Below are 14,283 nucleotides of genomic sequence, written 5' to 3'. Positions count from 1 at the left end.
TGCCATGCTGTCCCGAACACGGAGGATCATGGGATGAGATGGCTGGCTCGAATCCTGCTGGGTGTAATCGCCAGCGCCGTCGCGACCCCAACATCCGCCCAGGAATTCCGGACCATCACCCTGATGTCCTGGAACGTCGAGAACCTCTTCGACACCGCCGATGATCCCACCAATCCGTTTGACGATACCTTCCTGCCCAAGGCTGTGAAGGACGCCCGCCCAGGGCACGAAGCCCACTGCCGGCAGGTCAATCCGATCCCGACCTTCGCCCGCGAGTGCATCGCGATCGATTGGACGGACGACAAGCTCGCCCGCAAGCTCCAGGCCATTGCTGACGTGATCCGGGCGGTTCGTCCGCAGCCCGACGTCATCATCCTGCCCGAACTCGAGAATCCGGCCATTCTCACACGTCTGAACACGGAGTTCCTCGCCGGTCTCGGCTACACCACGGCAATCGAACTCGACACGACCGTCACCGATCTCGACCGCGGCATCGATGTCGGCATCCTCTCGCGCCTGCCCTCGGCCTCTCCGCCCACGGCCCACAAGGTGGACTTTGGCAATGACACCGAACTATGCCGGGCCACGCGGGACATCGTGGCGGCTCCGCTCACCCTGCCGGATGGCCGCACGCTTCACCTCTATGCCGTCCATTTCCCGTCCGGGGGCAATCCGATCGACTGCCGCGAGCGCGCGATGCGGACGCTGAATGCGCTCAGCGCGGCCCTGCCTGCAGACGCCATCGTCGTGGCGGGCGGGGACTTCAACTTTCCCTGCAACGAGCCGCAGGGCGACCTGTTTGGGCGGCTCTTGGCCGAGGGTCGCTGGACCGTCCCGCCGGAGGTCAGGACCGGCTGCGCCGAGCCCGGGTCCAACAAATTCCGCAATGCACGGCCCGGCAACCGGTCCTGGTTCACCTGGTCGTTCCTGGACTTCTTCCTCGTCTCCGACAGCCTGCTGACGGAGAGACCCAGCCCGGTGGGCTGGTTCGCCAATCTGGGGAGCTTCCGGACGGCCGTTGTCTCGGCCCAGCAGGTGGAAACGAACGGCCAGGGCTTCGTGTCGCCGCGCCGCTATGACTTTGAGGCAGGCAGCGGCATCTCCGACCACTGGCCCGTCCTGATCGACCTCGTCACAAGACCCTGACGGTTGGATGACGGGAAGCCGTGAGGCGGGCGTCGACGGCATCTGCGGTGTCGCCTGGCCTCTCAGTCTGATGTGGGGCGGACTGCCTTGAGCGGGCGCTGTGGTGCCCCTGCACCGCGCCATCATGGTCGCTCCTGGCGGTCGCGTTTCGGGGAGCTGTAGACCGCGCGTTGCTGCACGATCTGGTGCATGCGAGCCAGCGCCTCCTGAACCTCCATACGATCTGACACCTCTTGGGCCGAGAACTCATGCCGACAAAGGCGGCAGGTCAGATCAGCACCGAACTGCAGCTTCCGCAGCCGGACCTTGAACAATTGCTGGCAGCGAGGACAGGCCAAGTCTATCCGCGTGCTTCCATGATCCTCGAACAAGCCGTCTCCTCTGGTTGAGGTTTGTCCAAGAGCCCTGAACCATGGCAGTAAGGCGGCAAGGAGGCGTCACCTGAGTGGTCGACTATATCAGCTGATACCCCGCGGGCTCTGTGGCGGTGCGGCCGGTAAGCTCGTGCGGCAGCATGCGTGAGTTGGCAGATGGCATGCCTCAATCATTGCATGCACTCCTCGATCGCAGTCGCACCGTCGGCGCTGCGATCAGGCTTCCGGCTCATCCTGTCTATCGTGGCGGCCCTGCAAGCAGGGCATGCTACCTGAAACCGATACTCCCCGGATTTACAGGCATTCCCTCAAGTCCCACATTCCTAACGAGGGAGACGCAATGGCTGATAAGAAGGATCTCACACGACCACTCGCCGCTGGTGCCAGTCCGGCTTCGCTGATCGATTCCTTCCTGACAGAGGCCAAGCGTCTTGGGTCTCTGGCCGGCAACGCGCCGCGGGCGCGGCTCGTGTTCGCTCTCGACGCCACCATGAGTCGGCAGCCGACCTGGGATCTCGCCTGTCGCGTCCAGGGCGAGATGTTTGCTGCAGCCAGTGAGGCAGGCGGCCTCTCGGTGCAACTGGTCTACTTCCGAGGTTTCGGCGAGTGCCGCACGTCCCGCTGGGTCGCGGATCCGCGGGCTCTCACCGACCTCATGACCAAGATCAGCTGTCGGGGTGGTCAAACCCAGATCGCGCGGGTCCTCCACCACGTTCGGACAGAGGCGAGTCATACCCCGGTAAAGGTGCTTGTCTACGTTGGCGATGCCATGGAGGAGCCGATTGATGATCTCTGTGCCGTTGCGGGAGAACTCGGTCTCCTAGGAGTCAAGGCCTTTATGTTCCATGAGGGGCACGACCCTGATGCAGCTCTAGCCTTTCAGGAGATCGCCTGCCTGAGCGGCGGAGCCTATGCCCGGTTCGATGCCGGAGCCCCTCAGGCCCTGTCCGAACTCCTGCGCGCCGCAGCCGCCTATGCGACCAGTGGCGTCGCGGGCCTTGCTCGGTTGACGGCAGGCAGCGCGCAAGCCCAGGGCCTGCTCACTGCCATCACTGAGCGCAAGCCGTGATGCTGCTGTATGGCATTGCAGCCGTTGCGGTTCTGTGGTGGTTCCTGATCAACTTTGCACATGCGAACCCTGCTACTCTGGCGCGGTTTTTCAAAGTCACCGGCGGGGTTGTGGCGTTGGGCCTCGCCGGCCTGCTTGCGGTGCGGGGGCGGATCGACATGGCCCTGCTGATCGGAGGCTTTGGAGCCTGGCTTCTCGGATGGAACCGCCTCGCCTTTTCCAGTCTGGATGGGCGGTCCCAGCGGGCTTCCGGCCGCACATCACGCGTTCGTTCGCAGCTTATTGAAATGACACTGGATCACGACACGGGCGGAATGGACGGCTCCGTGCTCACCGGCGCCTCCGAAGGACAGCGGCTCGGATCACTGGATGAGGCTCGCCTGCGGGATCTGCTGGCAGAGTGTCATGCCAGTGATCCAGAGGGTGTCCGCCTTCTCGAGGCCTATCTTGACCGCCGGTTTCCTCATTGGCGAGAACACGCCAAGACTGAAGATCAGCCGCAGGCAGACGTACCGTCTCCGTCGGCCGCGATGACCCTTGAGGAAGCCTACCAGATCTTGGATCTCCACCCGGGGGCCAGCTCCGTTGAGATCCAGCAGGCCCATCGGACCCTGATGAAGAAGCTCCACCCGGACCAAGGTGGTTCGACCTATCTCGCGGCTCGCGCCAACCAGGCCAAGGACGTTCTGTTGAAACGGGGCCACAGGTAGTCGTGGAGGGCCGTTCTTGCTGCGTCCTTCGTGCTGTGTGTTAAGGCGCAATCCTTGTTCCGGCGTCAGGCCGCTGACTTCCTGCGCCAGTAACCGGGGCAGGCATTTCGGGGGCAGGGATTCCTCCAGACGGGCATTCATGATTCAATCCCGGCATGACATCGCCGCCCGGTAGGTCCAGCAAGCCTCTGTCCTCGACGGCCCTGCGCCGGCTGGTCTCGGATCTGGCCGGTAAGATCGATCAAATGGAGCAAGAGGTCGAGCAGCTGCGTCTCGACAACAGCAACCTGCACGTCGACAACCAAGCCCTGAAGGACGAGATCGCTCGGCTCAAACACCTGCCGCCGCGCCCGCCGTTCAAACCGTTCAGCATGGAGAAGGCCATCCAGCCGCGCCGCGCCGGTCCAGGCCGGCGTCGGCCGCGGCGCCAAACGGGATCGGGGCACGCGCGAGGTAACGATCCCAATCGAGGCTCCTAGGGTCGCACTTCAAAGGCCAAAATATTGTCAGCCGGCGATTTGGCGGCCAGATCCTGAAGCGCGGTCACGTCACTCCTGCCTCTTTGAGCGCTTCATGTGCCACGAATTGATAAGCACGGCGCCCAATCCCAGAGCCGCCACGACGATTGGGCTACCACAAAGGCCAGGATCGAGGTGCTGCTCATACTGCTGTCCTGTCGATACAAACGCCAAAACGTAGGCAGTTCCCGCGTAGGAACCATCCCCGGCATGCCGCCTGCGACGCTACCTGGAATTTTGGGCCAACTCGGGGGAGGCTGTACAGACCTATTTGGTGCCCCATACCGCACGGCAAGGTCATTGCATGGATTGAGCACGGGTGCCCGTTCCCAGGAACCCCTGCCCCCCAAATCGCCCCGATTACGGCATGATCGCGGTGCGCATCGGCCCGGAGATGCGGCAGGCGATCGTCAGAACGCCAGGCTACTTCAAGACGCATCCGGTGCCAAAGCGCCCGGAAGACCTCACCGGGCATCGCTGCATCAACATGCAGCGGGTCACGCGAGGCGGGTATTTCGCGTGGGAGTTCGAGAGGCGTGGCCGCGAGATCAACGTGCGCGTCGAAGGCCGGCTTGCGATCAACAGCCTGGAAATTGCACGGAGAGCGGCATTGGATGGAGTGGGACTGGCTTACCTGCCCGACGACCTAGTCGAAGAGCATATCAGGTAAGGGAAGCTTGTACGGGTGCTGGACGACTGCTGCGAACCTTATCCCGGATATCACCGCTATTGCCCAAGCAGCCGGCAACATGCGCCCGCCTTTGCCGTCGTGCTGGAAGCGCTTCGCTTTCGCGGCTAAGCCACCCGTCGAGCATTCGCCGACCAACGCGATTCACCGCAGAGGCGATAGCTCACTCACGGTCGGCGGTCATGGAATACGAGATCGCCACTGGGAGTTGCCGCAATCCGGCGGTAGCAATCAACGACCTGCGCAAGTGCCGAAAGCGCCAGCGTCATGGGATCACGGGCGGACGGGATCAGGCCGAGGGGCGCTATGATGCGGGCCAGAATCTCCGCTGGGATCCCGCGCTCGCGTAGCTGGTTCAACCTGTTCTCCTGGGTGCGCTGGCTGCCCATCGCGCCGATGAAGAACCAGGGCTGGGTGATCACCTGCTCGAGAAGCAAAGGCTCCCACGCATGATCGTGGAACAGGAAAACGACAGCGCTCCAGGGGTCTGCCATGAGTGCTAGTGACGGACCTGAGGTCGTTAGAAGCACGGTGTGAGCGCCAAGTCGCTTGCCGGACGACACCAGCCGCTCAGCCGGCGTTAGTAGCGTCATCTGGAATCCGGATGTCAATCCGAGTTGAACCAGCGCCAGACTCTCTGCGCCATGACCGACGACAACAAGCCTGAGGGATGGCGCGTACCACGAGATGAATGTCTCCCCGCGCCAGCCGGTCAGGGGCTGGGCGCTCTCTGCCAGGATGTGCAGACCGCCCGATGCGCCTTGAGCCAAGGTGAGCGGCTGCCTTGCCTCCAAGCGTGAGACGGCCTGTCGGATGACGTCCGGATCGTGTGTGGGCTGAAACAGCAGATCCACACCTCCGCCGCATGGCAGTCTGATATCGATATAGGGGGAGCCAGCACCGTAGCGGACCTGCCGTGGCCGTCCGTCCCGGATTGCCTCCACAGCCTCGGCGACAACGGCTGCCTCAATGCAGCCGCCCGAGAACGAGCCAGCGAAGCGACCGTCCTCCGTCACACCCATGAGCGTCCCGACGGGTCGAGATGAGGAGCCTGTAAGACCCGTGATCGTAACCAAGGCGGCGCGCTGACCGCGTCGACTCGCCTCCGCCACGAACCGCAGGATTTCGGGTGGAGTTGCGGCGCCCGCAAACGCGGGCTCCGCCGGTGCAACATCCGGCAGGCCGGTTCCCCAAACGGCAGGTGCGCATTCAACCATTGTCCGATCCGCTCGATTGAGCCTGACGAAAGATCACCTCACATCAGGCTTTCCAAGGTGATTGGAAGACGCCGGATGCGCTTGCCGGTCGCGTGGAACACGGCATTCGCAATCGCCGGCGCAACACCGACAATCGCGAGCTCACCCACTGCCTTTCCACCCAGCAGTGTTGCATCGTAGTCGGGAATTCCCACCGAGATGGTCTCGATGTGCGGGATGTCGGCGTTCGTCGGGATCCGATAATCCGCAAGGTTTGCGCTCAGGATGCGTCCATTGCGCGGGTCAGTGATGCCTTCCTCCAGCAGCGCCATGCCAATCCCCATCACGATACCGCCCTTGAACTGGCTATCGGCGAGCTTCGGATTGTAAAGCCGCCCGGCATCGAGCGCGGAGACGACCCGCGACACACGGATTGTGCCGAAATCCTCGTCCACCCTGACCTCGACGAAATGGGTGCAGAACGAGTGACGGGATTTCGGGATGCTTGTCCCTCTCTCCATTCCGCCCAAGGTGGTGAAGAACTTCAGCCGTTCGGCGCTCGACCGCTCTTTCCTCGGCAGGGTGTCGCGAGTTACCTCAAGGACGTCTCGCCCGATCGCCGCCATCAATTCAGCAATGCTGATCCCCTCGCCGCTCGGCGGCGCAATTCTCCCGTCCGCGATGATCAGGGTGTTGGCCCGATCACGCAGTGGAGAGTTGGGGTCTGTGAGGCCGAGTGCAATCAGCTCCTCGCGCGCCGCAAGTGCGGTCGTGTGAACGGCGGCGGTCATCAGATTGGCAAGCTGAGATCCTCCGGCAACCGGTGCACGGGGCAGGCGCGAGTCGCCGAGCTTTGTCGTCACCTGTTCAACAGGCACGCCAAGCGCATCGGCGGCCGTCTGCGCGAGGATCGTGTACGTACCCGTTCCCATGTCGATGGCACTCGATAGCACCTCGACCGAGCCATCGGCGAGAATTCGCACCATCGCCTCACCGGGACTCGAATAGACCGGATGCGTCCCGCAGGCCATGCCCCAGCCAATCAACTGGCGGCCCTCGCGCATCGACCGCGGCACAGGATTGCGCTGTGTCCAGCCGAATGCGTCCGCTCCCGCGGCGTAGGCCTCCCGGAGGCGCCGCGAGGACCACGGCTTACCGGTTTCGGGATCGACGTCCGGCTCATTGCGCAGACGCAACTCGACCGGATCGAGGCCGAGTTCGACGGCCAGCTCATCCATCGCGCATTCGAGCGCGAAGGCGCTCGGGTTCTTGCCTGGTGCGCGAAAGGCACCCGGTGTCACGGTGTTCACCGGCACGATCCGCTGGCGCGAGCGGAAGTTCGGAACGGCATACATCATCGACGTGACGATACCGAGCGTTTCAATGAACGCTGCATTCGCGGCGGTTTCGTTCGATCCGTCATGATCGATTGCGAGAAGCTGACCCTCCTCTGTGGCGCCGAGCTTCAGCCTCTGTCTCGTAGCCGGCCGGCCGCCATAGGCGGTAAAGGTCTGCGGCCGTGATACGGCGAGCTTTACCGGTCGGCGCAGCATCCGCGCCGCGATGGCGGCCACCGCGGAGTGCGGCAGCGCCTGGCCCTTGGAGCCAAATCCGCCGCCGACGAACGGCGAGACAACGCGCACATTCTCGAACGGCAGACCGAACCACGTCGCATAGTGGTTGGCCATGCCGTCGACCCACTGGCTCGGTTCATAGATGGTGAGGCGATCATCGGCCTCCCAGTGGGCGATCAGACCGTGCGGCTCGATTGGGACATTATATTCTCGAGGCGTCTCATAGGTCGCCTTGAGCACCACGGGCGCTTCCGCGAGCGCACCGTCCGGGTCGCCCCAATCCTTGTCCAGAGGAACCGGATTTCCGTGACCGGCCCGCGGGTCATCGTGTGTTGCGATGACTGGCCCGAACTCGACTTCGACCCGCACGCGTTGTGCCGCCGCCTGTGCCTGTTCCAAGGTGTCCGCGACCACGGCCGCGACAATCTCGCCGTTGTGGTGGATATCCGTGGCGAACGGGGTGTAATCGTCGCCTTCCGGCTTGTTGCCAAAGAAATCCGGTTGCGACCGGAGCATCAGGCTGTAGCCGGCATCGAGCACGAGGCGCACGCCGGGACTTGCCTCTGCGGCACTCCGGTCGACCGCCACAATCCGCCCGGCCCCCACCGTGGACTGGACGATCACGCAATGAAGAAGGCCCTCCAGCTGATGCTCCAGGGCGTAGGTCGCAGCGCCTTGAACCTTCAGTGGCCCGTCGGTACGGACGATTTCACGGCCAAGCGGGCCGCTGGGTGTAGTTCCATCAGAGGCATCACCATGTTTCACCCGGGGTTCGATGAGGGTCATTGGATGCCTCCAGCCTTGAGGATCGCCCGGGCGACGACACAGGGCGCAAGTTCGATCTTGTAGGCGTTGCCACCATGGGATTTCGCGCCATCGACCGCAGTGCGGCTCGCCTCGCGGACTGTGCCCTCATCCAAGCGGCGGCCACGCAGCGCATCTTCGACAGCGATGGCACGCCATGGTTTCGTGGCGATGCCCCCGAGCGCGACGCGGATGTCTCGGATTGTCACGCCATCGGAGTCGAGTTCGAGCCCAACAGCGGCGCTCGCTGCCGCGAACTCATAGGATTGGCGGTCGCGGACTTTCAGATAGGTGGAATTGGCGGCAAGCGGCGTTGCCGGGACCGCTATGGCCGTGATGATTTCGCCGCGCTCCAGAACGGTCTCGCGCTCGGGCGTCGCGCCGGGCATCAGAAAGAACGCCTCGATCTCGATGGCGCGGAGATTGGTCTGGATGGTCGCTCCCAGGGCTGACAGCGCAACGGCAAGATCGCCCGGGTAGACCGCAATGCAATGGTCGCTGGTGCCGAGAACCGCATGATCGCGAGTGATCCCGCCGATGGCTGAGCAGCCGGTGCCCGGATCACGCTTGTTGCAGGCCGGATAGCCGGCAGGATCGCGGAAGTAGGGGCAGCGGGTGCGCTGGAGAAGATTACCGCCAATCGTCGCCATGTTGCGGAGTTGCGCCGATGCGGCCAGTAGCAGCGACTCCGCGATGGCGGGATAGCGCCGCTGAATGCCGTGATCATCAGCCACACGGCTCATGGTGGCGAGTGCTCCGATCGTCGCTCCGCTCTCGCCAACGGTAATCGTGTTCAGGCCGGGAAGCCGTGTCAGATCAATGACTCTTTCCGGGCGTGCGACCTCGCATTTGGCGAGGTCGAGAAGTGTCGTTCCACCGGCCAGCAGCATCGCGCCGGGGTGCCGGGCGAGCGTGGCGGCCTCCTCGAGGCTGGTGGCGCGGGAATAATCGAAGTTCATCATGCCGTTGCCTCCGCCGCCTTGCGCACGGCCGATACGATATTGGGGTAGGCCCCGCAGCGGCAGAGATTGCCCGCCATGAACTCGCGGATCTCGTCGTCGGAGCCGGCACGCCCCTCGCGAATGCACGCGACCGCCGACATGATCTGCCCCGGCGTGCAGTAGCCACACTGAAAGGCGTCCTCTTCTATGAAGGCCTGCTGGACAGGGTGCGGCGTGCCATCAGGACCTGCCAGCCCCTCGATCGTTGTGATCGCACTGCCCTCGCTCTGAACCGCGAGCGTCAAGCAGGCGAGCACCCGCTGCCCGTCCACATGCACCGTGCACGCGCCGCACTGTCCTTGATCGCAGCCCTTCTTGGTTCCGGTCATGTGAAGGTGCTCCCGCAGAGCATCGAGCAATGTCACGCGGGGCTCCAGGGACAGGGTCTTTTCCTTCCCATTGATATCCAGTTTGACTGGCCTCACGCTTGCCATGAGTTAGCTCCCTTCGGGGAGGCGCGTCCCCGTTCTGTGCGTTGAGGGATAGGTTGTGTCGTGTCGGGTTGCCTGCCGGTGACAGGCTGGCATTTGAGTGCAATAAGATCCTTGGGGTCCGCGATAAGCGGAGGTGCCTCCGTTTAGGTCGAGATAGTGGCCACAGGTTCCGGATCAAGACCGGTTCCGGAAAATTGTAGAGAGTTGGAGCGGGGGAGCTGGTGCAGTCGGACAGGACATCTCACAACCAGACTCCCATAGCCGATAAGCCACTGCGGGCGGATGCACGCCGCAACCGGGACCGATTGATCGAAGTTGCGGCCAAAGCCTTTGCGTCCACTGGCGTCGATGCCTCGTTGGAGGCCATCGCCCGCGAGGCAGGTGTCGGAGCAGGAACTCTCTATCGCCATTTCCCGACACGCGAGGTGCTGATCGAAGCCGTCTATCGCCACGAGGTGGAAGGGCTGGTTGCGGCAGCGGACGAGTTGGCCCGCACCAGGGAGCCGAACGAGGCCCTGGCGGAATGGATGCAACGTTTCGTCGGGTACATGGCAACCAAGCGCGGGATGCGCGACAGCCTGCGCCTTCTCCTCGAATCGAATTCACCACTTTTTGCGCAGACTTCCGGGGTTGTCCCTTTGGCGTTCAAGTCACTGATGGACAAGGCCGTCCAGGCTGGCACAATCCGGCCGGATGTGAACAGTGCTGACGTCCTGCATGCTCTGTCGAGCATCTACTCGGCATCGGACGGACCGGATTGGCAGGATCGCTCCAGGCGACTCGTCAGCCTCATTATGGATGGCCTCCGGTATGGAGCTTCACGCGCATCAAAATAAGGAGGGTGTATCTTCAAGCTTGCTATTCATGGCCGGTTCCCCACTGCCCCACCGTGTCTTTGTCGCGCTATGCCGGTCCTGAAAACGTGTGGAACACCGATGGTCGCCGCACTCCCGAAGCAATGGCGGAGCCGATCGGGATCAACGATGATTGCCGGGTCAAGCCATGCGGCGGCGTACGATCGTGACCAAGCGGCGCAATACGGAGTGAAATTCGTCTGGCATTGCCGCTCCGCAGACGACGAGACGTTCCCGACCACCTTTGCCTTTGGACCGGCGGCATGCGGAGGCTCGCTCCGGGCTTATGGCCGAGAAAGATTGGAAGCGAGGAGCGCACAGGGTCGGTAAGGAACTCTCCTTCTACTGCCGGATTCCTCTGGCACGTGCATGGCCTTCCCGAGCGCGGAGAATGGTCGCTGCGCTCATTGCCCTCGAGGAAGTCCCATGCGCTTGTTTGTCAGCCTGCTCCTTCTGGGGGCCGCTATTGGAACTTTCACAGGCCTTCACTCTTAGGCCTCAGCCACTGTCGCTGAGTGGGCAAGCGCCATGCCGGGGATCCAGATCCCTGTCCCGTCTCCTCGGGACAGGACAACCTTGCTCAAGCTTCGCGCGCGGCAATGCCGCTTCCTCGTCTCAGATGACGGTGCAGAGGCCCTGCTCTGTGGCGCCGAGACCCGGCAAGGTTCAAGCTGGTGCCCATGGCACCAGCAGCTGGTTTATGTCAGAGCGCTAAGCGCTACGATCGGTAAGCAGAATGCCCCAGTTGACGCAATTTCCTCATCGCCGCGGCGGAAGGTAAATCACCGGTCGGCGGGTTCAGGACGGCCCTTGGCTACGGTCTCGCTCCTTCCGACGCAACTCGAGAAGCAGATTGAGTTGCTCATCTGAAATGGGAGTCGTGTCAGGCGGGAAGTAGACCTTCTGCATCACCGCCGCAATAAGGCTCCGGGCGGCCCGATTGAGTTTGGGACTTCCTGATCTCTTTCTTTGGCTTAGCACAGGTACGCACCTTCGCTGCATCACATGTCGACGTCGAGATTTCGCTGGTTATCGTTAATGCTTGGTTAACCTTAGCAATTAGCGGCCAGCCGGTTCATGCTCTCTCGTGCCTGCCGTCGGCCACTCCGGCCGTGGATCGGTATTTTGCCTAAACGTTGCTTGTGTGCCGTGGAACGACCGATGGGACAGCATGGCGGAGTGCTCCTGGGACGAGGCTTCACGGCCGGTGAGATCAAAGGAACGCGAGCATGCGGACAACGTTGATCCGCAAGCCCTTGCGGGCAGATGGGGACCATGATGCTCAACAGGCTCCACGCGTTCACGATCATCTCCCTCGGTGCGGTCACCGAGACCTTCGCCCAGACGCCGCCTGCTACGCCTGGCACACCCACGGCCACGGATGGCGGCATCCCTTGGCTGTGGATCATCATTGGCCTGGCGATCATTGCCGCACTCGTCTGGTACTTCAGGTATCGGCGGTGAAGTACCGCCACGGCTCGCATGACTGACACCGCGGTTAGCATGAGCGTCATGAGCAGGGTGTTGCGCTGGTCGGGAGCCCTCCCCCGGATCTCGGGCCTGATCGCTCGACCTGTACGTGAGGCCCAAGGCGAGAGCGGTGTGGTCCTCCAACCCTACCGCGGGTATGGCTCCTCCGATGGGGTGTTCCTGATCGGTCGGGTCTTTCGGCAGTCGAGATCTTGCTCAGAGGCCAGACGCGACAACCTACTCGCTGACCTGCGCGATATCGGCCGGCGCATAGCCCGCCGCGCCGTTCCCCATGCTGCCGGCACAGCCCGGTTCTATGGGGCGGAAAAGCCTTTCACCACCGACCGTGACGGCTATTTCCGAGTCCATCTCTCCCCTGCCCTGCCGCCCTCTCACGATCACTTGTGGCACACGATGGAACTCGCCCTGGAGCAGCCTCAGGCGGTTAAGGCGCAGGCGCAGATCTTCATCCCGCCAGCGACCTGCCGGTATGTGGTCATCAGCGACATCGACGACACCATCATGCACACCGGGGTCGCCAACAAGCTCAGGATGCTCTGGCGTCTGTTCGTCGAAGATGCCGAGAGCCGGGTTGCATTTCCTGGGGTCGGCGCCTTGTACCGGGCCCTGCACGTTGGCACCTCAGGCCATCAGCAAAACCCCATGCTCTATGTCTCGCGCGCGCCTTGGGGGATCTACGAGGTGCTGGAGGAGTTCTTTAATCGGAACGGTATTCCCATCGGCCCGATCCTGTTCCTGCGCGAATGGGGCGTCTCCTGGACCAGCCCCCTGCCCCGCAAGGCCGAGGACCACAAGCGCGAGCTGATCCACAACATGCTGGCGCTCTACAATGAATTGCCCTTCATTCTCATTGGCGACAGCGGTCAGCATGATCCGGAGATCTACCGCCAGATCGTTGACGAGCATCCCGGCCGGGTGTTGGCGGTGTACATCCGCAATGTCTCCCGGGATCCCAAGAGGATCAGGGAAATTGAGGATCTCGCCAAGGTGGTAGCGGGCGCGGGCAGCAGTCTGGTCCTGGCGGCCGACAGTCAGGCCATGGCCGTGCACGCGGTCAAGCATGGCCTGGTTGCTCCAACGACGCTCGCTGAGGTTAGGGATGAGAAGGTGGCCTCCGCCGACACGGCGCAACCGCCGGCGACCTACAACATCCAGCGCGCCACACCGGCTGAAACTGCGGACGCCGTGTCGCGTGGTGGCCTGCAGCATGTGGTCGAGACCGGATCGGAGGCCGTGCCGCCAAGCGTGATCGTCGAGCCAAAAACTCCAGCAGCACGTCCATGAGCGCTGATGCGACTGGAGTGGACATGACCCAAATAAGCTTCTGCTTTAGAAATGGCCCTAGCACGACAGACAAACAAACTCCCGACAAAACCAACAGATCTGCTATCGTGTTTGTTGGTCTCCCGACCCACCGATGCGGTGTTGTTTCGCTCTTTGCACTGCGCTGGCTGCGAGGCTTGATCTCCGGTTCTCTATCGTCCGCTCGGAGCAACTTCTTTTGCCAGTCGTCATGCTTGGGGCCGCCGAGCTGCCTGTTCCTCTCAGTTCCTTGACCCTATCGGACGAGCATGGCGCAATAAGGCAAAGGTGAAAGCCGCGCTCCTCGGAGATGCTGATCCGGATGAATGGGACCTGCTGCCCAAGCCAAAGGGCATGCGATGGGCGACCTATAAGCGGTGGGTGGCCAGGTTCGATGCCGCTGAGGAGGCGCTTGACGCGCAACTCGTCATGGCAGCGGGGCGGCTGATGAAGCTGCTGTAGCGGGAAGGAACGTGTGGCCGACCCTAGAGCATCGGCTGTTCAAACGAATCCATAACCTGCAGCAGTGAAGTAGTTGCGGCATTCCTCAGCCTCGATCCCATCGCAGACGTCCCCGATGGCCCGCCAGAGCGCGTCAAAGGTGCGGGCTTCGGCTTTGCGCAGGAGCGCCTTGATCTTGGCGAAGAGTTGCTCAATCGGATTCAAATCGGGCGAATAAGCAGGCAGGAACAGGAACCAGGCGCCGCGTTGCTTCAGGCACTCCGCCGCCTTTTCGCTCTTGTGCGCCGGCAGGTTGTCGAGGATCACCACGTCGCCCCTGGATAGAGTCGGCGCAAGCTGGGTCTCAACATAGGTCTCGAAGATCTCACGGGTCATCGGCCCATCGATCACCCAGGGCGCCGTCAGCCCAGAGTAGCGCAGCCCGGCGACAAAGGTCTGGGTCAGCCAGTGGCCGAATGGCGCCTTGGCATACAGACGCTGCCCTTTGAGGCAGCGGCCGCGCAGGCGCGTCATCTTGGTCGAGGTGCCGGTCTCATCGAGAAACACGAGCCGATGAGGCTCTTGACGCATGCGCGGCTGACGTTTCGTGCGCCAATGCTCGCGGGCCTGGCGCACGTCGGAGCGTCCTTGTTCGCTGGCCCGCAGCGTTTTTTTTAAAAC

The 14,283-nt window shown here is 62.8% G+C and carries 16 protein-coding genes; 10 read left to right on the top strand and 6 right to left on the bottom strand.

The features are described from left to right. Positions 1-33 precede the first annotated feature (33 nt). Positions 34-1,146 (top strand): endonuclease/exonuclease/phosphatase family protein, encoded by a 1,113-nt coding sequence (locus JKL46_RS27815; RefSeq protein WP_201839385.1) that lies wholly within the window; start codon positions 34-36, stop codon positions 1,144-1,146. Between the two features lie 122 nt (positions 1,147-1,268). Here the strand turns inward: JKL46_RS27815 and JKL46_RS27810 are convergent, their stop codons facing one another. Beyond that, positions 1,269-1,517 carry a hypothetical protein gene (locus JKL46_RS27810; protein WP_201839383.1) on the bottom strand — a complete coding sequence of 83 codons (249 nt, stop codon included), beginning with the start codon at positions 1,515-1,517 and terminating at the stop codon, positions 1,269-1,271. Positions 1,518-1,860: 343 nt separating this feature from the next. Here JKL46_RS27810 and JKL46_RS27805 point away from each other — a divergent pair, with 343 nt between their 5' ends. From JKL46_RS27805 to JKL46_RS27790, 4 genes are all read left to right on the top strand, one after another. Continuing rightward, positions 1,861-2,589 carry a vWA domain-containing protein gene (locus JKL46_RS27805; RefSeq protein ID WP_201839380.1) on the top strand — a complete coding sequence of 243 codons (729 nt, stop codon included), beginning with the start codon at positions 1,861-1,863 and terminating at the stop codon, positions 2,587-2,589. Then, a complete protein-coding gene (locus tag JKL46_RS27800; protein ID WP_201839454.1) occupies positions 2,589-3,299 on the top strand; it encodes a DnaJ domain-containing protein in 711 nt (236 codons plus the stop codon). Before JKL46_RS27805 ends, JKL46_RS27800 begins: the two co-directional genes overlap by 1 nt. 155 nt (positions 3,300-3,454) lie before the next feature. Next, positions 3,455-3,778: a hypothetical protein gene (locus JKL46_RS27795; RefSeq protein WP_201839378.1), complete on the top strand. Its 324-nt coding sequence runs from the start codon at positions 3,455-3,457 to the stop codon at positions 3,776-3,778. A 406-nt stretch (positions 3,779-4,184) separates the two neighbouring features. Next, a complete protein-coding gene (locus tag JKL46_RS27790; RefSeq protein WP_246529575.1) occupies positions 4,185-4,487 on the top strand; it encodes a LysR substrate-binding domain-containing protein in 303 nt (100 codons plus the stop codon). 185 nt (positions 4,488-4,672) lie between these two features. Here the strand turns inward: JKL46_RS27790 and JKL46_RS27785 are convergent, their stop codons facing one another. Genes JKL46_RS27785 through JKL46_RS27770 form a run of 4 tightly spaced genes read right to left on the bottom strand, consistent with a single transcriptional unit; the run spans position 4,673 to position 9,514 of the window. Beyond that, positions 4,673-5,722, bottom strand: a complete 1,050-nt coding sequence (locus JKL46_RS27785; protein WP_201839375.1) for an XdhC family protein — start codon at positions 5,720-5,722, stop codon at positions 4,673-4,675. Between the two features lie 38 nt (positions 5,723-5,760). After that, entirely contained in the window at positions 5,761-8,061 is a 2,301-nt protein-coding gene (locus JKL46_RS27780; protein WP_201839371.1) for a xanthine dehydrogenase family protein molybdopterin-binding subunit, read from the bottom strand. Beyond that, a complete protein-coding gene (locus JKL46_RS27775; protein ID WP_201839368.1) occupies positions 8,058-9,041 on the bottom strand; it encodes an FAD binding domain-containing protein in 984 nt (327 codons plus the stop codon). Before JKL46_RS27775 ends, JKL46_RS27780 begins: the two co-directional genes overlap by 4 nt. Continuing rightward, positions 9,038-9,514, bottom strand: coding sequence for a (2Fe-2S)-binding protein (locus tag JKL46_RS27770; protein ID WP_201839365.1), 477 nt, complete (start codon positions 9,512-9,514; stop codon positions 9,038-9,040). Before JKL46_RS27770 ends, JKL46_RS27775 begins: the two co-directional genes overlap by 4 nt. A 257-nt stretch (positions 9,515-9,771) precedes the next feature. On the opposite strand from JKL46_RS27770, the gene JKL46_RS27765 reads away from it, so the two are divergent. From JKL46_RS27765 to JKL46_RS27745, 5 genes are all read left to right on the top strand, one after another. Further along, entirely contained in the window at positions 9,772-10,350 is a 579-nt protein-coding gene (locus tag JKL46_RS27765; protein ID WP_201839440.1) for an SbtR family transcriptional regulator, read from the top strand. A gap of 546 nt (positions 10,351-10,896) precedes the next feature. Further along, complete coding sequence (locus JKL46_RS37000; protein WP_425493321.1) at positions 10,897-11,238, top strand: GcrA family cell cycle regulator; 342 nt, start codon at positions 10,897-10,899, stop codon at positions 11,236-11,238. A 405-nt stretch (positions 11,239-11,643) separates the two neighbouring features. Next, complete coding sequence (locus JKL46_RS27755; protein WP_201839358.1) at positions 11,644-11,832, top strand: hypothetical protein; 189 nt, start codon at positions 11,644-11,646, stop codon at positions 11,830-11,832. 48 nt (positions 11,833-11,880) lie between these two features. Beyond that, the gene (locus tag JKL46_RS27750) at positions 11,881-13,143 is read left to right on the top strand and encodes an App1 family protein phosphatidate phosphatase (RefSeq protein WP_201839355.1); all 1,263 of its coding nucleotides are present in this window, start codon (positions 11,881-11,883) and stop codon (positions 13,141-13,143) included. 306 nt (positions 13,144-13,449) lie between these two features. After that, complete coding sequence (locus JKL46_RS27745) at positions 13,450-13,623, top strand: hypothetical protein (protein ID WP_201839352.1); 174 nt, start codon at positions 13,450-13,452, stop codon at positions 13,621-13,623. Between the two features lie 39 nt (positions 13,624-13,662). Here JKL46_RS27745 and JKL46_RS27740 read toward each other — a convergent pair. Beyond that, on the bottom strand, positions 13,663-14,283 hold a 621-nt coding region (locus JKL46_RS27740; protein WP_201839349.1), incomplete at its 5' end, for an IS630 family transposase.

The organism is Microvirga zambiensis WSM3693, from assembly GCF_016735695.1.
Classification (GTDB): domain Bacteria; phylum Pseudomonadota; class Alphaproteobacteria; order Rhizobiales; family Beijerinckiaceae; genus Microvirga; species Microvirga zambiensis.
This window is presented reverse-complemented; position numbering and strand designations above follow the sequence as displayed.